The 18,973-nt window shown below is 70.8% G+C and carries 18 protein-coding genes; 9 read left to right on the top strand and 9 right to left on the bottom strand.

Annotated elements, in window-relative coordinates; translation table 11 throughout:
- Window positions 1-138: 138 nt before the first annotated feature.
- Window positions 139-2,556: a SpoIIE family protein phosphatase gene (locus ACWC2T_RS04730; protein WP_450668998.1), complete on the top strand. Its 2,418-nt coding sequence runs from the start codon at window positions 139-141 to the stop codon at window positions 2,554-2,556.
- Here ACWC2T_RS04730 and ACWC2T_RS04735 read toward each other — a convergent pair.
- Complete coding sequence (locus ACWC2T_RS04735) at window positions 2,463-3,572, bottom strand: AI-2E family transporter (protein WP_450668999.1); 1,110 nt, start codon at window positions 3,570-3,572, stop codon at window positions 2,463-2,465. The two genes, ACWC2T_RS04730 and ACWC2T_RS04735, sit on opposite strands and share 94 nt — an antisense overlap.
- A gap of 192 nt (window positions 3,573-3,764) precedes the next feature.
- Here ACWC2T_RS04735 and ACWC2T_RS04740 point away from each other — a divergent pair, with 192 nt between their 5' ends.
- Entirely contained in the window at window positions 3,765-3,905 is a 141-nt protein-coding gene (locus ACWC2T_RS04740) for a hypothetical protein (RefSeq protein WP_450669000.1), read from the top strand.
- Between the two features lie 236 nt (window positions 3,906-4,141).
- The gene (locus tag ACWC2T_RS04745) at window positions 4,142-4,267 is read left to right on the top strand and encodes a hypothetical protein (protein ID WP_351213129.1); all 126 of its coding nucleotides are present in this window, start codon (window positions 4,142-4,144) and stop codon (window positions 4,265-4,267) included.
- Window positions 4,268-4,390: 123 nt separating this feature from the next.
- Here ACWC2T_RS04745 and ACWC2T_RS04750 read toward each other — a convergent pair whose 3' ends face one another.
- Window positions 4,391-5,362 carry a pirin family protein gene (locus tag ACWC2T_RS04750; protein WP_450669001.1) on the bottom strand — a complete coding sequence of 324 codons (972 nt, stop codon included), beginning with the start codon at window positions 5,360-5,362 and terminating at the stop codon, window positions 4,391-4,393.
- A gap of 125 nt (window positions 5,363-5,487) precedes the next feature.
- A complete protein-coding gene (locus tag ACWC2T_RS04755) occupies window positions 5,488-5,952 on the bottom strand; it encodes an SseB family protein (protein WP_031172737.1) in 465 nt (154 codons plus the stop codon).
- A gap of 414 nt (window positions 5,953-6,366) precedes the next feature.
- Between ACWC2T_RS04755 and ACWC2T_RS04760 the strand changes: the two genes are divergently transcribed.
- On the top strand, window positions 6,367-8,193 hold the full coding sequence (locus tag ACWC2T_RS04760; RefSeq protein WP_450669070.1) for an acyl-CoA dehydrogenase: 1,827 nt from the start codon (window positions 6,367-6,369) through the stop codon (window positions 8,191-8,193).
- An 87-nt stretch (window positions 8,194-8,280) separates the two neighbouring features.
- Complete coding sequence (locus tag ACWC2T_RS04765; protein WP_450669002.1) at window positions 8,281-9,579, top strand: M18 family aminopeptidase; 1,299 nt, start codon at window positions 8,281-8,283, stop codon at window positions 9,577-9,579.
- Between the two features lie 27 nt (window positions 9,580-9,606).
- On the opposite strand, the gene ACWC2T_RS04770 is transcribed toward ACWC2T_RS04765, so the two are convergent.
- From ACWC2T_RS04770 to ACWC2T_RS04780, 3 genes are all read right to left on the bottom strand, one after another.
- A complete protein-coding gene (locus tag ACWC2T_RS04770; protein WP_450669003.1) occupies window positions 9,607-9,906 on the bottom strand; it encodes a hypothetical protein in 300 nt (99 codons plus the stop codon).
- A gap of 46 nt (window positions 9,907-9,952) precedes the next feature.
- Window positions 9,953-11,776 (bottom strand): thioredoxin-like domain-containing protein, encoded by a 1,824-nt coding sequence (locus ACWC2T_RS04775; RefSeq protein WP_450669004.1) that lies wholly within the window; start codon window positions 11,774-11,776, stop codon window positions 9,953-9,955.
- A gap of 100 nt (window positions 11,777-11,876) precedes the next feature.
- Window positions 11,877-12,269, bottom strand: coding sequence for a cupin domain-containing protein (locus ACWC2T_RS04780; RefSeq protein WP_450669005.1), 393 nt, complete (start codon window positions 12,267-12,269; stop codon window positions 11,877-11,879).
- Between the two features lie 51 nt (window positions 12,270-12,320).
- Between ACWC2T_RS04780 and ACWC2T_RS04785 the strand changes: the two genes are divergently transcribed.
- Entirely contained in the window at window positions 12,321-13,361 is a 1,041-nt protein-coding gene (locus tag ACWC2T_RS04785) for a GlxA family transcriptional regulator (RefSeq protein WP_450669006.1), read from the top strand.
- Window positions 13,362-13,392: 31 nt separating this feature from the next.
- Entirely contained in the window at window positions 13,393-13,887 is a 495-nt protein-coding gene (locus ACWC2T_RS04790) for an LURP-one-related/scramblase family protein (RefSeq protein ID WP_450669007.1), read from the top strand.
- A 13-nt stretch (window positions 13,888-13,900) separates the two neighbouring features.
- Here the strand turns inward: ACWC2T_RS04790 and ACWC2T_RS04795 are convergent, their stop codons facing one another.
- A complete protein-coding gene (locus ACWC2T_RS04795) occupies window positions 13,901-14,698 on the bottom strand; it encodes a carbon-nitrogen family hydrolase (protein ID WP_450669008.1) in 798 nt (265 codons plus the stop codon).
- A gap of 182 nt (window positions 14,699-14,880) precedes the next feature.
- Between ACWC2T_RS04795 and ACWC2T_RS04800 the strand changes: the two genes are divergently transcribed.
- Complete coding sequence (locus ACWC2T_RS04800; RefSeq protein ID WP_450669009.1) at window positions 14,881-15,705, top strand: maleylpyruvate isomerase family mycothiol-dependent enzyme; 825 nt, start codon at window positions 14,881-14,883, stop codon at window positions 15,703-15,705.
- Window positions 15,706-15,805: 100 nt separating this feature from the next.
- Here ACWC2T_RS04800 and ACWC2T_RS04805 read toward each other — a convergent pair whose 3' ends face one another.
- Together ACWC2T_RS04805 and ACWC2T_RS04810 are read right to left on the bottom strand one after the other, a co-directional pair.
- Window positions 15,806-17,116 (bottom strand): MFS transporter, encoded by a 1,311-nt coding sequence (locus ACWC2T_RS04805; RefSeq protein ID WP_450669010.1) that lies wholly within the window; start codon window positions 17,114-17,116, stop codon window positions 15,806-15,808.
- Window positions 17,113-17,787 carry a GntR family transcriptional regulator gene (locus ACWC2T_RS04810; protein WP_450669011.1) on the bottom strand — a complete coding sequence of 225 codons (675 nt, stop codon included), beginning with the start codon at window positions 17,785-17,787 and terminating at the stop codon, window positions 17,113-17,115. The genes ACWC2T_RS04805 and ACWC2T_RS04810 overlap by 4 nt, the downstream gene beginning before the upstream one ends.
- 187 nt (window positions 17,788-17,974) lie before the next feature.
- On the opposite strand from ACWC2T_RS04810, the gene ACWC2T_RS04815 reads away from it, so the two are divergent.
- Complete coding sequence (locus ACWC2T_RS04815; protein WP_450669012.1) at window positions 17,975-18,886, top strand: D-alanyl-D-alanine carboxypeptidase family protein; 912 nt, start codon at window positions 17,975-17,977, stop codon at window positions 18,884-18,886.
- Window positions 18,887-18,973 lie beyond the last annotated feature (87 nt).

The following is an 18,973-nucleotide window of genomic DNA, read 5'->3' on the forward strand; positions in this document are numbered from 1 at the left end:
AAGGGTACCGGGCACCCCAAGCTCGGCTCCCCACCATTTGCCGTGCCTCCCTGCTGGAGGATCCTCCGAGCCGGAGGGGGGCGGGATCCTCTGTTCCTACGGTGGCAGCTATCGGTCAGATCTTCTTAAAGTGGGCGAATGCGCACAGGCGAGCCCCTACCGTCCGTCGGGGACGTCCTCGCCGCCCTAGCGACCGGGCTGTGGCACTGGGACACGGCCGCCCAGCTGGTCACCGTGGACGCGGAGGCGGCGCGGCTGCTCGGGCTGCCCGCGGAGGCCACCACCCTCACGGAGGTCCAGACCCGGGCCCGGCTGCACCCCGAGGACTGGAACGAGATCACCGCGGTGGTCCCGCTGGCGGTCGACGAGGGCACGCTCGCCGAGGTGCGCATCCGGATCATGGACGAACAGGGGAACGTGCTGCGGGTGGTCCGCAGCCGGTCCAAGCCGTCCTACGACCCCGAGCGGCGGGCGTACGAGCTGATCGGCACCCTCCAGGAGGTCACCGAGCCGACCCCGGGCACCCCGGCCGCCCGCAGCGCGGTCACCGGCGACTGGCGGCGCTCGCGGGAGGCCTTCCTGCTGGATGCGGGCCGGGCGCTGGCGGAGGCGCGGTCCACGGCCGAGGTGCTGCGGGTGGCCGGCGGTCTGTCGATGCCGGGGTTCTCCCCGGACGGGCTCGTGGTGTTCGGGGCGGAGGGCGACCGGCTGACGATCACCGGCGAGCACGGGCACCAGCCCGGCGCCATGAACCCCTTCTCGAACATGCCGCTGACCACCGACTATCCGGCGGCCGAGGTCGTCCGCACCGGCCGCGCGGTGTATCTGTCCTCCCCCGCGGAGTACAAGGCCCGCTATCCGGCGACCTGGCCGCTCGCCCGGCACTTCGGCCGCCGCTCCTGGGCCTTCCTGCCGCTGACGGTGGCCGGCCGCACGATGGGCGCGTGGCTCGCGGCCTTCGCCTATCCGGTGTCGTTCACGCCCGACGAGCGCGCCGTCCTGACGACGGTGGCCCGGATGCTCGCCCAGGCGCTGTCCCGGGCCGGCGCCGAGGAGTCCGAGCGGGAGCTGACCGAGGGCCTGCAGCGCTCCATGCTGCCCTCGCTCGGCCCGGAGATCCCCGGGATGCAGGTGGCCGCCCGGTACATCCCGACCGGCGGCGGCCTCCAGGTCGGCGGCGACTGGTACGACATGATCCCGCTGCCCTCCGGACGCTTCGCGCTGGCCATGGGGGACGTCCAGGGTCACGACGTACGCGCCGCGGGCCTCATGGGCCAGCTGCGCATAGCCCTGCGCGCCTACGCCGCCGAGGGCCACCGCCCGGACGCCGTGCTCACCCGCGCCTCCCGGTTCCTGCACGGCATCACCCACGACGACCAGATGACCGACCTCCGCTTCGCGACCTGCGTGTACGTGGAGGCCGACCCGGCGACCGGGATGCTGGAGATCGCCCGCGCCGGGCATCCGGACCCGGCGATCCGGATGGCCGACGGCACGGTGATGATGCGGCCGACGGAGGGCGGGCTGCCGCTGGGCGTCGACCCGGACCCGGACTATCCGACGACCCGGTTCACCCTGGAACCCGGCGAGACCCTGATGCTCTGCACCGACGGCCTGCTCGAGACCGGCGGACACGACCTCGACAGCGGCTGGCGCCGGCTGCGCGCGATCCTGGAGGCGCATCCGGGGGACGACGGGACCGGTGCCGGGGCCGGGGTCGGGGTCGGGGTCGATCTGGAGTCGCTGGCCGACGCGCTGGTCCAGGGCGTGCACGGACCGTCCTCGCACCACACCACCGGCCCCCTGGCCGACCGCCGCGAGGACGACATCGCGCTGCTGCTGCTCTGCCGGCAGCTGGCGGGCGCCGCCCGGCCCGCCATACGGCGCACCCTGCTCTCGGTGGCGCAGGACGAGCCGGACCGGATCGCCGAGGCCCGCCGGCACCTGCGCGAGCTGCTGCACGACTGGGCCTCGCCCGAACAGGTCGACTCGGCGGTGCTGCTGGTCTCCGAGATGGTCACCAATGTCCTCGTCCACACCGACACCGACGCGCTGCTGCTCGCCGAGGTGACCGGCGAGGCGGGCACGCGCGGACTGCGGGTGGAGGTCACCGACGCGGGCGACGACCTCCCGCACAAGCGCCGCCCCGGCGAACTGGCGTCCTCCGGCCGCGGCCTGATGCTCATCGAACTCCTCGCCGACGCCTGGGGGGTGAACCCACGGGGCGAGGGCAAGAGCATCTGGTTCGAGCTGTACGAGTCGGGAGGCACGACGGCCACCGAACCGAAGTGGGACACGCCGGGGCTCGCCTCGGGCGAGATGCCGGGTGACGGCTCGGGGCGCGTGGTGAAGGGCGATCCCCACGATCTGTCGAGGGCAGACTCGGGCGGCACGTCGAGGCGTGACCCGGACGGCGTGTCGGAGGGCGGCTTCGGCGCGGCGCGGGAGGGCGGTGCGTTCGGCTACGGCGCTTCGGGCGACGGCGGTGTCTCGGAGGACCCCGCTTCGGACGACGCCGGTGTCTCGGAGGACGACGCTTCCGAGGGTGTCGCGTAACGCGTTCGCAGCTCCTGTACGACCCCGAAGGCGGCCGCGGTCAGGGGAACCGCGAGGAGCATGCCGAGGATGCCCGCGACGGACGCACCGGCGGTGATGGCGAGCATCACCACGGCCGGGTGCATCTGCACGGTCCGGCTCTGGATGACCGGCTGCAGCACATGCCCCTCCAGCACCTGCACGGCGAGGACGACCCCGAGCGCCCACAGCGCGATGACGAAGCCGCGGTCGGCGAGGGCGACCAGGACGGCCACCGCGCCGGAGATGAAGGCACCGAGGTAGGGGATGTAGGCGCCGACGAAGACCAGCGCGCCGAGCCCGACCGCGCCGGGCACCTGCAGGATCAACAGGCCGGCGGTGGTGCACACGGCGTCGATGAGCGCGATGAGGGTCGTCCCGCGCATGAACCCCTCGACCGCCTCGAAGGCGCGCCGGGCGACGGCCTCCACGGTGTCCGCGGTACCGCCGGGCGCGACGGCCCGCAGGATCTCCACGGCCCGGTGGGAGTCGCGCAGGAAGAAGAAGACGAGCAGCAGGGCGAGCACGGCCATGGCGAGGGACTCGCCGACGACGCTGACCCCGCTGATGACGTTGGACGCGGCCGTGCCCCCGAACCTGCTCAGCAGCTTGCGGGAGTTGGCGGCGAGGTCGTCCAGGCCGGTGCCGGCAGCCCCGAAGTGCGCCGAGACACCCTTGGCGGCCTCCCGCAGCGAGGCGATGATCTGGTCGCCGGTGTCGATGAGTGCGGCGACGACGATGTACACGGCACCACCGACGACGGCCACGACCGCGACACAGGTGAGCCCGGCCGCCACCGAGGCCTGCACCCCCGTCCGCACGAGCCGCCGGTACAACGGGCCGAGCAGCGCGGTGCCGAGCAGGGCGAGCAGCACCGGTGTGACGGCGGTACGGAACTCCCCGCACAGCCGCACCCCGACCCATCCCACCCCGGCGACGAGCAGCAGCACGGCACACCAGGCCCCGAGTCGGCGAACGGGGTCGGGCAACAGCTGCACGCGTCCAGCGGATCATGAGGGCCGACCGGTGTCCTGCCGCACGGGCCCGGCAGAGTGACGTGCGCGGCTCCGGCGGGCCGGGAGCCTCGTATCCACGCCCCATGCGTACCGGAGAGCTGGCCGGCCGCACGGGAGTCGGACGGCACCTGGTGTCCCGACTTCGCCGACGACCCCGGCCGGATCGTGACGTCGTTGGTGCGCTTCGACCGTACGGCGGACAAGGCCCAACCGGGCGCGTACGCCGACCGGTTGGCGTGGATGGCACTGTTCGTGGCCGTCGTCTCGTTCCTGGCGCTCTTCCTCGCCTTCGGCTCCCTGGGACGTTCGCGGTGACCCGGTGGAGTCCACGGCGCTGGACCTGCAGCGCACCGCCCGGATCATCACCAGCGCCGCACTGCTGCTGGTCCCGGCCACCATGGCCCCCGGCGGGAGCCGGAGCCTGCGCAGAAACACGGCGGCTTCACTCCGCGTGTGCGTTCGAGATGCAGTCCGTGACGATCTACGCAAGCCTGAGGGCATTCCCCCAAGACACATGTCTTGCCGGAGGACCCAGGAAGGAATCGTTCACCATGCGACACATTGCCGCGTTCTTCGCAGCCGCGCTCCTCACCGTTCTCGCAGCCCCCGCCGCATCCGCGGGAGAGGGCGGAAACGGAATCTGCGACACCCACACGATCAGCTCACTGTGCTGGTGACCTCTCCGTGAGGGTGACCTCTCTGTGAAGGTCATCCCATTCTGAACAGGGACAGGCCGTCGGACCCGAGTCCGCGGCCTGTCCCCTTCTCATGTCTCCTGTCGTGTCTCCTGCCGACAGGGATCACATACCGCCCGCGGACATCCCGTGCACCGCCGGGATCGTGCCCAGGCGGCCCTTCTGGAAGTCCTCGAAGGCCTGCATCAGCTCTTCCTTGGTGTTCATGACGAACGGGCCGTAGTGCGCCATGGGCTCCCGGATGGGCTGTCCGCCGAGCAGGACGACCTCCAGCTCCGGGGTGTGGGAGTCCTGCTTCTCGTCCGCCCGGACGGTCAGCGCGGACCCGGCGCCGAACACCGCGGTCTGGCCGAGGTGGACCGGCCGGCGCTCCGCACCGACGCTGCCGCGGCCCGCGAGGACGTAGGCCAGGCCGTTGAAGTCCTCCCGCCAGGGCAGGGTGACCTCGGCGCCCGGGGCGACGGTCGCGTGGATCATCGTGATCGGGGTGTGCGTGATGCCGGGACCGGCGTGGCCGTCCAGCTCCCCGGCGATGACGCGCAGCAGCGCGCCGCCGTCCGGCGACGTCAGCAGCTGGACGTTGCCGCCGCGGATGTCCTGGTAGCGCGGCGCCATCATCTTGTCCCTGGCCGGGAGGTTCACCCACAGCTGCAGGCCGTGGAAGAGGCCGCCGGACACGACGAGGGACTCCGGTGGGGCCTCGATGTGCAGGAGGCCGGAGCCGGCCGTCATCCACTGGGTGTCGCCGTTGGTGATGGTGCCGCCACCGCCGTTGGAGTCCTGGTGGTCGAATATCCCGTCGATGATGTAGGTGACGGTCTCGAAGCCGCGGTGCGGGTGCCAGGGGGTGCCCTTGGGCTCGCCGGGCGCGTACTCCACCTCGCCCATCTGGTCCATCATGATGAACGGATCGAGGTAGCGGTAGTTGATCCCGGCGAACGCCCGGCGCACCGGGAAGCCCTCGCCCTCGAAACCGCTCGGAGCGGTCGAGACGGCCAGCACCGGACGCGCCACGGCGTCGGCGGGAGCGGTCACTCGGGGCAGCGTCAACGGGTTCTCGACGGTTACTGCAGGCATGGGTCGGACCTCCTTGGGCGCTCACTTTAGTTGAGCGTTGAACTTTCTGCCACCCCCAACGGAACGAGCCCGGAGGGAATTCCCTCCGGGCTCCGAGCTCCGGGCGACGGGCGTCACATGGGCGGCTAGCCGTACATCCGGCGCATCGCGAAGTCGACCATCTGCTCGACCGCCTTCGCGTCGAAGACCATCCGGTGCTCGCCCTCCATGTCCAGGACGAAGCCGTAGCCGGTCGGCAGGAGGTCGATGACCTCCGCCCCTGTGATCACGAAGTACTTGGACTCCTTGCCCGCGTACCGGCGCAGCTCCTTGAGCGAGGTGAACATCGGGATCACCGGCTGCTGGGTGTTGTGCAGGGCGAGGAAGCCGGGGGTGTCGCCGCGCGGGCAGTACACCTTCGACGTGGCGAAGATCTGCTGGAAGTCCTCGGCGGACATCTGCCCGGTGGTGAAGGCGCGCACCGCGTCGGCGAGGGACGGCGGGGACGGCTCGGGATACAGCGGCGGCTGCTGCCCGTAGCCGCCGGCCATCGGCTGCTGGGGTGCGGCGTACTGCTGCTGAGCACCGACGTTCTGGTCGTAGCCGTACATGGGCGCAAGCGTACCGAGCGGGAGCGGCACGATGGCGCCGGGGAAGACATGGCGCGATCGCCGGGTGACGCCGTTGATCCCGTCCCGCCCTGCCCCGATGGACCGGTCGACCGCGATGCACACGGTGATCGGCACCGACTGTCCGGGCACGGGCAACACCCCGCGCGGCACCCGGCCACTCGAACGTGGTGGGGATACCGGGCGGTCGCCTGGCTTTCGCCGGACAGCCGGACCGGTGAGCGGAGCTGCTCACGGGCCCGCTGCCGGACAATGAGAAGTAGACCCTTCTCACACTTGCACCGACCGGGGTTGCTTCTTATTACCGGCGGGTAGCATCATTCGTAGCTACTTGTTGGTACGTGAACTAGGTGCGAGGAGTCAGTGCCTCGCCGATCCCTCAACGGAGCCGTGGCCATGGGGCACTACAAGTCGAATCTCCGCGACATCGAGTTCAACCTCTTCGAAGTACTGGGGCGCGACAAGGTGTACGGCACCGGCCCGTTCGAGGAGATGGACGTCGACACCGCCAAGAGCGTCCTGGAGGAGCTGACCCGCCTCTCCGAGAACGAGCTGGCCGAGTCCTTCGCCGACGCCGACCGCAACCCGCCGGTCTTCGACCCGGAGACCAACACCGCGCCGATACCGGCGTCCTTCAAGAAGAGCTACCAGGCCTTCATGGACTCCGAGTACTGGCGGCTCGGCCTGCCCGAGGAGATCGGCGGCACCACCTCGCCGCGCTCCCTGATCTGGGCCTACGCCGAGCTGATCCTGGGCGCCAACCCGGCCGTGTGGATGTACTCCTCGGGCCCGGCGTTCGCCGGCATCCTCTTCGAGGAGGGCAACGAGGTCCAGAAGCACATCGCCAAGATCGCGGTCGAGAAGCAGTGGGGCTCCACCATGGTCCTCACCGAGCCCGACGCGGGCTCCGACGTGGGCGCCGGCCGCACCAAGGCGATCCAGCAGGAGGACGGCTCCTGGCACATCGAGGGCGTGAAGCGCTTCATCACCTCCGGTGAGCACGACATGTCCGAGAACATCCTCCACTACGTGCTCGCGCGCCCGGAAGGTGCCGGTCCGGGCACCAAGGGGCTGTCCCTCTTCCTCGTCCCGAAGTACAACTTCGACTTCGAGACCGGCGAGCTGGGCGAGCGCAACGGCGTCTACGCCACCAACGTCGAGCACAAGATGGGCCTGAAGGCCTCCAACACCTGCGAGATGACCTTCGGCGACCAGCACCCCGCCAAGGGCTGGCTCATCGGCGACAAGCACGACGGCATCCGCCAGATGTTCCGCATCATCGAGTTCGCCCGCATGATGGTCGGCACGAAGGCGATCTCCACGCTCTCCACCGGCTACCTGAACGCGCTGGAGTACGCCAAGGAGCGCGTCCAGGGCCCGGACCTGGCCAACTTCATGGACAAGACCGCGCCCAAGGTCACCATCACCCACCACCCCGACGTGCGCCGCTCCCTGATCACGCAGAAGGCGTACGCGGAGGGCATGCGCGCGCTCGTCCTCTACACCGCCTCGATCCAGGACGCGATCCAGATCAAGGAGGCGAACGGCGAGGACGCCTCGGCGGAGAACGCGCTGAACGACCTGCTGCTGCCCATCGTCAAGGGCTACGGCTCCGAGAAGGGCTACGAGCAGCTCGCCCAGTCGCTGCAGACCTTCGGCGGCTCCGGCTTCCTGCAGGAGTACCCGATCGAGCAGTACATCCGGGACTCCAAGATCGACACCCTGTACGAGGGCACCACCGCGATCCAGGGCCAGGACTTCTTCTTCCGGAAGATCGTCCGCAACCAGGGCGCCGCGCTGAACTCCCTCGCCGAGGACATCAAGAAGTTCCTGGCGCTCGGCACCGGCGGCGAGGAGCTGGCCGGCGCCCGCGAGCACCTGGCCAAGGCGGCCGTGGAGCTGGAGGCGATCGTCGGCCTGATGCTGACCGACCTCGCCGCCACCGAGCAGGACACCAAGAACATCTACAAGGTGGGCCTGAACACCACCCGCCTGCTCATGGCCTCCGGTGACGTCGTCGTCGGCTACCTGCTGCTCAAGGGCGCCGCGATCGCCGCCGAGAAGCTCGCCACGGCCTCCGCCAAGGACCAGGCGTTCTACACCGGCAAGATCGCCGCGGCGAAGTTCTTCGCGGCGAACGTCCTGCCGGGCGTCACCCTCGCCCGCAAGGTCGCCTCCAGTGTCGAGCTGGACCTGATGGAGCTGGACGAGGCCGCGTTCTAGAAGGTACTCGCGGATTCCTGCGGATTCCCTGTGCGGGCCCGCTCCCTTTCCGGGAGCGGGCCCGTGCACGTCGTTAAGGTGAAACCCATGAGCGCAGCAGCCCGCTTCGACCGCGGCCACACCGACGACCTGATGTCCTTCCTGGCGGCGAGCCCGTCGCCGTACCACGCCGTGGCGAACACCGCCGAACGGCTGGAGAAGGCGGGCTTCAGGCAGGTCGCCGAGACGGACGCCTGGGACTCCTCGAGCGGTGGCAAGTACGTGCTGCGCGGCGGCGCGATCGTGGCCTGGTACGTCCCCGAGGGCGCTGCGGCGCACACGCCGTTCCACATCGTCGGCGCGCACACCGACTCCCCGAACCTCAGGATCAAGCCGCGGCCGGACAGCGGGGCGCACGGCTGGCGCCAGGTCGCCGTCGAGATCTACGGCGGCCCGCTGATGAACTCCTGGCTGGACCGCGACCTGGGTCTGTCCGGCCGGCTGACCCTGCGCGACGGCTCCTCGGTGCTGGTCAACGTGGACCGGCCGCTGCTGCGCGTGCCCCAGCTCGCCATCCACCTGGACCGCTCGGTCAGCAGCGAGGGGCTCAAGCTCGACAAGCAGCGCCATCTGCAGCCGGTCTGGGGCCTCGGCGACGAGGTGCGCGACGGCGACCTGATCGCCTTCCTGGAGCAGGAGGCGGGCATCGCGGCCGGCTCGGTCACCGGCTGGGACCTGATGACCCACCCGGTGGAGGCCCCGGCCTACCTCGGCCGGGACCGGGACCTGGTCGCCGGTCCGCGCATGGACAACCTGCTGTCGGTGCACGCGGCCGCCGCCGCCCTCGCCGCCGCCGCGACCTCCGGCGCCCCGCTCACCCGTATCCCCGTGCTGGCCGCCTTCGACCACGAGGAGAACGGCTCCCAGTCCGACACCGGCGCGGACGGCCCGCTGCTCGGCAGCGTGCTGGAACGCTCGGTCTTCGCGCGCGGCGGCTCCTACGAGGACCGGGCCCGCGCCTTCGCCGGCACGGTCTGCCTGTCCTCCGACACCGGTCACGCCGTCCACCCCAACTACGCCGAGCGGCACGACCCGACGCACCACCCGCGGGTCAACGGCGGTCCGATCCTCAAGGTCAACGTCAACAACCGCTACGCCACGGACGGTTCGGGCCGCGCGATCTTCGCCGCGGCCTGCGAGAAGGCGAACGTGCCCTTCCAGTCGTTCGTCTCCAACAACTCCATGCCGTGCGGCACGACCATCGGCCCCATCACCGCGGCCCGCCACGGCATCCGCACGATCGACATCGGCGTGGCGATCCTCTCCATGCACAGCGTGCGCGAACTGTGCGGCGCCGACGACCCGTTCCTGCTGGCGAACGCCCTGACGGCCTTTCTGGAGGCTTAGCGGACGGCGGGGTCAGCTCCCGGAAGATCAGTCTCCGGGAGCCTCATCGGGGAGGCGGTCGGCGATGGTCTGAACGGCGGAGAGGACAGTGGCGAAACCCCGGTCCACCTTCGCCTCAAGGTTCTCAAGCCGTTGCCCCTGCTCGATCTGCGTCTCCCTCAGTGCCTGCAGCACCTGCCTGTGTGCCCGCAGCTCGGTCTTGAACTCCGCCACATCACGATCGTTTATGGCGACCACGGCCCGCGTCGTGGTGATCTGCTCACGCAGAGCGTCCATCTCCGCCTCAAAGGCGTCCATGCGGCGCCGGAGTTCCTCGATCTCACTCATACGGCCTAGCGTACCCGAGCTTCGATTACGCAGAGTCGTTTCCTCGCTACTCCTTGTCGTCCATCCCGGCCAACACCAGCGGCAGGCGGTCCGTCGCACCCTCGGTGAGCAGGACCGGCACGCCCCAGTCCTGCTGATGGACGTGACAGGCGGGGTATGCGTTCTCGGGGTCGTCGTCACAGCTCGCCGCCATCGCGGAGACATGCAGGACGCCCTGTGTGACGGCCGGGTTCAGTTCCAGCTCGCGGCTCAGGTCCGTGTCCGCTCCCTCGCCCTTGAGCAGCAGCTCGGGCGGGGTGGAGGAGACCAGCAGACGGGTCGAGGGGCCGTATCTGGTGTCCAGTTTCTGACCCGCGGGGGCCTGGAAGATCACGTCCAGACGCAGACGGCCGGGAGCGACCTCCGTGGCCGCGCGCCGGGTGCGGTGGGCCACCGACTCCACCCGCACCGCCTCCTCCGGCAGCCGCAGCCGGGTCAGCCGGTGCCGGGCCGACTCCACGACCACGATGTCCTCGCCGACGAGCACGGCGTCGCTGGGCTCGCGCAGGTCGGTGGCCAGCGTGGTGACCTCGCCGGTCGCCGGGTCGTAGCGGCGCAGGGCGTGGTTGTAGGTGTCGGCGACCGCGACGGAGCCGTCCGGCAGGGCGGTGACCCCCAACGGATGCTGGAACAGCGCCTGTCCGGCGGCGCCGTCCCGGTGCCCGAAGTCGAACAGGCCGGTGCCGACGGCGGTGTGGACGTGCCCGTCCAGGTCCACCCAGCGCAGGGCGCTGGTCTCGGAGTCGGCGAGCCACAGCCGCTCGGCGGTCGCCGCGAGACCGGACGGCTGAGCGAACCAGGCCTCCGCACCGGGGCCGTCGACCAGGCCCTCGTTGGTGGTGCCCGCCGCCACGGCGACCGTGCCCGCCGCGGGGTCGTACGTCCACAGCTGGTGGACGCCCGCCATGGCGATCCACACCCGGCCGCCGAAGACCGCCACGTCCCAGGGGGAGGACAGATCCACCTCGCGGGCCGCACCGGAGGTCGCCGACCTCTGCCACCACTGCTTGCCGGTGCCGGCCAGGGTGGTCACCGCTCCGGAGACCAAATCCAGGCGGCGCAGGGCGTGGTTGACGGTGTCGGCGACGACCACCGAGCCGTCCTCCAGCAGGGCCAGACCCTGGGGCTCGTTGAAGGAGGCCTGCTCGGGGCCGCCGTCGGCGAACCCGCGCGTGCCGGAGCCGATGCGCCGTACGACGGACTCGGCGTCCTCGGCCAGCTCCACCAGCTGGTGCCGGGTGGTGTCGCTGACCAGGAAGTTCCCCGAGGGCAGCAGCAGCGCCTTCCCCGGGAAGCGCAGGGTCGTCGGCTCGGGCTCCGGCGGCACGTACGGACCGTCGCCGCGCCGCAGGGTGCCCTTCGCCGCGTGCTCGGCCTCCAACTCCTCGACCAGCCGCTCGATCGCGTGCGCGTGTCCCTCGCCCGCGTGCTGGGCGACGACATAGCCCTCCGGGTCGATCACGACGAGCGTCGGCCAGGCCCGCACCGCGTACTGCTTCCAGGTCGCGAGCTCGGGATCGTCCAGCACCGGATGCTCGACCCCGTACCGCTCCACGGCGTCCACGACCGCCTGGTGCTCGGCCTCGTGCACGAACTTCGGGGAGTGCACGCCGATGACCACCACCGTGTCCCGGTGCTTCTCCTCCAACTCGCGCAGTTCGTCCAGGACATGCAGACAGTTGATGCAGCAGAAGGTCCAGAAATCCAGGACGACGATGCGTCCGCGCAGGTCGGCGAGGGTGTACTGCTTCTCGCCCGTGTTCAGCCAGCCGCCCTTGCCAATCAGCTCGGGGGCGCGGACGCGGGCGCGTCGGGGTGCGGAGTCGGTCATGGGTCCAAGAGTGCCACCCGACTCCGACAGCCGTTCGGGCGCCTGTGGACAACCGGCCTGGGCCGCTCGGACGCCTGTGGAAAACGCGCTCTCGGTCCGGTCAGGTCAGCGCGTGGCCCGTCGTCACGTCCACATGGTCCGGGACCTCCTCGTGCCGGTCGCCGACCGAGAGGGTGCCGGTGGGTTCGAAGAGGAGGACTTCGGCGCGCCCGGGAGCGGACGGCTTGTGATACGTGCCGCGCGGGACGGTGAACACCGAGCCCCGGGCCAGGACGACCGCGCGCTCGCCGGCCGGCTCGCGCAGGCCGAGGTGCACCTCGCCGTCGAGGACCAGGAAGAACTCGTCGGTGTCCTCGTGCACGTGCCAGACGTGCTCGCCCTCGAACCTGGCGATCCGGACGTCGTAGTCGTTGACGGTGGTGACGATGCGCGGGCTCCAGCACTCGGTGAAGGAGGCGAGCGCCTTGTCCAGGGAGATCGGTTCGCTGCTCATGCCGTCATCCTCGGGCTGGCCTGCCCGGCGCACGAGTGCTAGGAATCGCATATGCCGCAAGAATCCTCTCAGTCACCCCACCGGGCCGTGCCACCGCACCGGGTCGTCGTGATCGTGGACGCGGGCACCAACCCGTTCGAGGTCGGCGTCGCGACCGAACTGTTCGGACTGCCCAGGCCCGAACTGGGCGACCGGGGGCCGCTGTACACGGTGACGCTGTGCACGCCCACCCCGCGGATCCGGATGAACCACGGCTTCTTCACCCTGACCGGCGTACCCGGCCTGGAGGCGGTGGCGGAGGCCGACACCCTCGTCGTACCGGGCCGCCCCGACAACGTCGTACCGCGCGGCGCCGACGTCCTGGACGCCATCCGGCGCACGCACGCGCGCGGGGCGCGCATCGTCAGCTTCTGCACCGGCAGTTTCGCCCTCGCCGAGGCCGGACTGCTCGACGGGCGCCGGGCCACCACCCACTGGATGTGGGCGGACACCTTCCGGGACCTGCATCCCAAGGTGCTGCTCGAACCGGACGTCCTCTTCGTGGACGAGGGCGACGTCCTCACCGCCGCCGGCAGCGCGGCCGCGCTCGACCTCGGGCTGCACCTGTGGCGCCGCGACCACGGCGCCGAGTTCGCCAATGCCGTCTCCCGGCGGCTGGTCTTCGCCTCCCACCGCGACGGCGGCCAACGGCAGTTCGTGGAGCGCCCGGTGCCCGACGTGCCCGACGAGTCGCTCGGTCCGCTGCTGGCCTGGGCGCAGGAGCGGCTGGGCGAGCCGCTGACCGTGGCGGACCTCGCCGCCCGCGCGGCCGTCAGCCCCGCCACCCTGCACCGCCGCTTCCGCGCCCAACTGGGTACCACGCCACTGGCCTGGCTCACCGGGGAACGGGTGGCGCTGGCCTGCCGCCTGATCGAGCGGGGCGAGGAGCGCCTGGACGTCGTCGCGGCACGCTGCGGCCTCGGTACGGCCGCCAACCTGCGGGCCCGGCTGCGCCGGGAGACGGGGCTCAGCCCGTCGGCGTACCGAAGGAGGTTCGGTCCGGCGGCTCCCGATGAGCACCACCGGCAGGCGCCTCGGGCGACTGGGCCGTGACGATCAGCGCGCGGCGGGGAACGGTACCCGCATGAGACTCCTCGTACATGACCGGCTGCTCGGCATCGGCGACGACTACTGGATCGAGGACGAGCACGGCCGCAAGGTCTTCCTCGTCGACGGCAAGGCGATGCGCCTGCGGGACACCTTCCAGCTGAAGGACGCCCACGGGCGCGTGCTGATCGACATCCACCAGAAGATGTTCGCGCTGCGCGACACCATGGTGATCGAGCGGGACGGCGAGGGCTTGGCCACGATCAGGCGCAAGCGGCTGTCCCTGCTGCGCCACCACTACCGGGTGTCCCTGGTCGACGGCACCGTGCTGGACGTCAGCGGCAGGATCCTCGACCACGAGTTCGCCATCGAGTACGACGGCGAACTGCTGGCCGTGATCTCCCGCCGCTTCCTGTCCCTCCGGGACACCTACGGTGTCGACATCGTGCGCGAGGACGCGGATCCGGCGCTGCTGATCGCGGTGGCGGTGTGCGTGATCCACCTGGCGCAGAAGGAACGGGAGGACGACTGAGCACCCACGGGTCTCAAGGGCGCCGGGGCGGCTGCAGGCCGAGCACGCGGTCCTTCAGCGCCGGGAACTGCTCGCGGGTGGCCGCCACCCTCGCCGGGTCGAAGTCGACGGTGAGGACCTCCTCGTCCGGGCCGGCCTCGGCGAGCACCTCGCCCCACGGATCCACCACGATCGAGTGACCCGCCTGCGGAACTCCCGCGTGAGTCCCGGCCGTTCCACAGGCAAGCACGAACGCCTGGTTCTCCACCGCCCGCGCCTGGGCCAGCAGCGTCCAGTGCGCGCGTCGCCGCTCGGGCCAGCCCGCCGGGAGCACCAGCACCTCGGCGCCGGCGTCGACGAGTCCGCGGAAGAGTTCGGGGAAACGGAGGTCGTAGCAGGTGGCCACGCCGAGCGTGGTCCCGGGCAGCCGGACCGTCACCAGGTCACGCCCGGCGCCCATCAGCACGGCCTCGCCCTTGTCGAAGCCGAAGCGGTGGATCTTGCGGTAGGCGGCGGTCAGCTCGCCGGAGGGGGAGAAGATGAGAGAGGTGTTGTAGAGGGGGCCGTCGGGGTCCCGCTCGGGGATGGAACCCGCGTGGAGCCACACGCCCGCGTCACTCGCCGCCTTGGCCATGACCTCGTACGTCGGCCCTTCGAGCGGCTCGGCCTCCCGGCCGAACTCCTCGTAGGCGAAGGCCCCGGTGGTCCACAGCTCGGGCAGGACCACGAGATCGGCCCCGGCCTGCTCCCGGACCAGCGCGGCCACCCGCTGCCGCCGGGTGTCGACCGATTCGTCCTCGTTCACGGCGATCTGGATCAGCGAGGCGCGCACACTACCACCGTCCTGGCATTCGAGTCGTCCAGACAGGCCTACGATCGTCACACGAAAGCACTGCCGGGGTGCCTGCAGGCAGCGTAACTTAGCCTCCCAGACACCCGCCGAAGTGCCGCCGCCGCCCGCTGGCAACGCCGCCACAACCTGCCCGTGTACCGACCGCCGAGGGGTCCCGTTCCGTGAGTCTGCATCCCACCCTCCAGCCCTACGCCGACGCCTGGACGCACTCCATCGAAGCGATATCCGAGATGGTCCAGTCGCTCGCGGAGGGCGAGTGGAACCGGCGGACCCCGTGCCCCGGCTGGTCGGTCCGGGACATCGTGTCGCATGTCATCGGCATGGACTGCGAGATGCTCGGCGACCCGCGCCCGATCCACTCCCTGCCCCGTGACCTCTTCCACGTGACCACCGAGCACCAGCGGTACATGGAGATGCAGGTCGACGTCCGCCGCCACCACACGGCACCGGAGATGACCGCCGAGCTGGAGTACACGGTCATCCGTCGCAACCGCCAGCTGCGGGGCGAGTCCCGTGACCCCGGCACCACGGTCCGCGGCCCGCTGGGCACGGAGATCACGGTGGAACAGGCCTACCGCGCCCGTGCCTTCGACGTGTGGGTGCACGAGCAGGACCTGCGTACGGCCCTCGGCCGCCCCGGCAACCTGGACTCGCCGGGGGCGTACGTGGTCCGGGACGTCCTCCTGGAGGCACTGCCCAAGGTCGTCGCGAAGGACGCGGACGCGCCGCGCAGTTCGGCCATCGTCTTCGACGTGCACGGCCCGGTGGAGTTCCTGCGCACCATCCGCGTCGACATCCAGGGCCGCGGCACCCTGGAAACCGCCCCGGCCCTCGGCCCCGCGGCCACCCTCACCCTCGACTGGGAGACCTACGTCCGCCTCGCCTGCGGCCGGGTGACGCCGGAGGCGGCCGCCGACCGGGTGAAGACGGAGGGCGACCCGGACCTGACGGCAGCGATCCTGAGAAACTTCGCGGTGACGCCGTAGGCCCTGCCGTGGCGGGAAGCCGCCGACGGCGAGCACCCGAGCAGGTTGTCCGGCCTTTCAGCCGACTGGAAGCGGGTGGTGCGCGGGTGGGAGAAGACGGCTAAGCCGCAGGCACGTGCACCGTCTCCACCCGGCTGGCAACCAACCGCTCACGCTCACGCCGGGCCGCCCGCCCCCGCAGCCGCAGGATCTGGGAGACACCGAGCGCCTGCAGGACGAACACCGCGCTGAACGCCACGGCGTAGTCGTCCCCGGTGGCATCCAGCAGCACTCCCACCGCGAACAACGTCGTCATCGAGGCGACGAACCCACCCATGTTGGTGATGCCCGACGCCGTCCCCTGGCGCTCGGGCGGGTTGGCCGGCCGCGCGAAGTCGAACCCGAGCATCGAGGCAGGCCCGCACGCCCCCAGCACCGCGCACAACACCACCAGCAGCCACATCGGCGCATGCGCACCGGGATACAGCAGCGTCGACGCCCACAGCAGCGCCGTCGCCCCGACCGTGCCCAGCGCCAGCGGCAGCCGCGCCGCGTGGTGCCGGGCGACGATCTGGCCGTAGACCAGCCCGATCACCATGTTGGACAGCACGACCAGGGTGAGCAGCTCACCGGCCGTCGCCCGGCTCAGCCCCTGCGCCTGCACCAGGAACGGCAGGCCCCACAGCAGCAGGAACACCATCGCCGGGAACTGGGTGGTGAAGTGCACCCACAGCCCGAGGCGCGTGCCCGGCTCCCGCCAGGCCGCCGCGATCTGCCGGCGGACGTAGGCCGCGCCCTGGTGCGGCGCCGGTCCGGGCTCGTGCCCCTCGGGGTGGTCCTTCAGGAACAGCAGCGTCAGCACGAGGACGACGACACCCACGAGCGCGCTGCCGGCGAACGCCGGCGTCCAGCCGACGCCGTGCAGCAGCCGGGCGAGGACCAGCGTGGAGACCAGGTTGCCCGCCATGCCGACCAGCCCCGCGAGCTGCGCGACCAGCGGCCCGCGGCGGGCCGGGAACCAGCGGGTGCCGAGCCGCAGCACGCTGATGAAGGTCATCGCGTCCCCGCAGCCCAGCAGGGCGCGGGAGGCGAGCGCGGTGCCGTAGGACGGGGAGAAGGCGAAGCCCAGCTGCCCGGCCGTGAACAGCACGGCGCCGATGCTCAGCACCTTCTTGGTGCCGAGCCGGTCGACCAGCAGGCCGACGGGTATCTGCATGCCGGCGTAGACCAGCAGCTGGAGGATGGAGAACGTCGACAGGGCGGACGCGTTCACATGGAAGCGGTCGGCCGCGTCCAGCCCCGCCACGCCCAGTGACGTACGGAAGATGACGGCGACGAAGTAGACGGCGACGCCTATGGACCACACGGCGACGGCGCGTCGGCCGCCCGGCGGATCACCCGGAAGGGTGACGTTCCGCGCCGGAGCGCTCATCGGACCTCACCCCGCGCGAGGTGCTCGAACCAGGTCACATGGCGGTGCACGAGCGCGACGGCCGCCTCCGCGTCCCCGGCGCGCAGCGCCTGGAGGATCTCCTCGTGCTCGGCGAGCGTCTTGGCGATCCGGTCCGGGTGGGAGTGCATGACGGCGACACCCATCCGCAGCTGCCGGTCGCGCAACTGGTCGTAGAGCCGGGACAGGATCTCGTTGCCGCCGCTGCGCACGATCTCGGCGTGGAAGCAGCGGTCGGTGACCGCGGCCGCGGCCAGGTCACCGGCGGCGGCCTGCGCCTTCTGCAGCTCCAGCAGTTCGCTCAGCCGCTCGAGCAGCCCGGGCGGGGCGGGTACGGCCTTGCGGGCGGCGTGCTCCTCGACCAGCTGGCGGGTCTCCACCACGTCCGCGATCTCCTGCGCGGAGACCGGCAGGACCAGCGCGCCCTTCTTCGGGTAGAGCCGGATCAGGCCCTCGACCTCCAGCCGCAGCAGCGCCTCGCGCACGGGCGTGCGGGAGACCCCCACGGCCTCGGCCAGCTCGCCCTCGGTGAGCAGGGTGCCACCCTCGTAACGACGGTCGAGGACGCCCTGCTTGACGTGGGCGTACACACGGTCGGCGGCGGGCGGTGGCTTGGGGTCCCGGCGGTCTGGCTGCTGTACGGCCGTCTTCATGCCCACAGGATAGATACAACACGTACGCATGGGCAGCGCCGTCCAGCATCCGGACGTGACGGAATTCCCTCGCGGCGGCCGCACAACCTTCTGTGCTACTTACGTGTCTCACACGTGCGGCCTTTCACTCTTGCCAGCTCAACTCGGCCGCATTCAGGGGCATTTACGACAATCGGGGTACATCACTTTGATTACCGGCATTAAGGGCACGCGCAGCCCGCGCATCCGCAGAGCCGCCGCCGTCGCCGTCACCTCCGGCGCGCTGCTCGCCACCGGTGCCCTCACCGCGGCGCCCGCTCAGGCGGTCACGACGCCCTCGATCGTGGCCAAGGGCGGTTACGTGATGAACAACGCGAGCGGTTCGACGCTCTACACCAAGGCGGCGGACACCCAGCGCTCCACCGGCTCCACCACCAAGATCATGACCGCCAAGGTCGTGCTCGCGCAGTCGAACCTCAACCTCAACAAGCAGGTGACGATCCAGAAGGCGTACAGCGACTACGTCGTCCAGAACAACGCCTCCCAGGCGCACCTGATCGTCGGCGACAAGGTCACCGTCGGCCAGCTGCTGTACGGCCTGATGCTGCCGTCCGGCTGCGACGCCGCCTACGCGCTCGCCGACACCTACGGGTCCGGCTCCACCCGCGCCGCCCGCGTCAGCAACTTCATCGGCAAGATGAACACCGCCGCCAAGAACCTGGGGCTGAAGAACACCCACTTCGACTCCTTCGACGGCATCGGCAACGGCAACAACTACTCGACGCCGCGCGACCTGACGAAAATCGCCAGCAGCGCGATGCAGAACTCCACGTTCCGCACGATCGTCAAGACGAAGTCGTACACCGCGAGGACGATCACCAAGACGGGCAGCACCCGCACGATGGCGCCGTGGACCAACACCAACGGTCTGCTCAGCAGCTACAGCGGCACCATCGGTGTGAAGACGGGCTCCGGCCCGGAGGCCGGCTACTGCCTGGTCTTCGCCGCCACCCGCAACGGCAAGACGGTCATCGGCACCGTCCTCGCCTCCACCTCCATCCCGCAGCGTGAGGCGGACGCGAAGAAGCTCCTGGACTACGGCTTCGCCAAGCTCGGCTGACGCTTCCACCGGACAGCAGAACGGGCCCGTCGCACCCAAGCGGCGGGCCCGTTCTGCTGTCCGGGCCCACAATGAAGCCGATGGTGC

This window comes from Streptomyces sp. NPDC001393 (assembly GCF_053597455.1).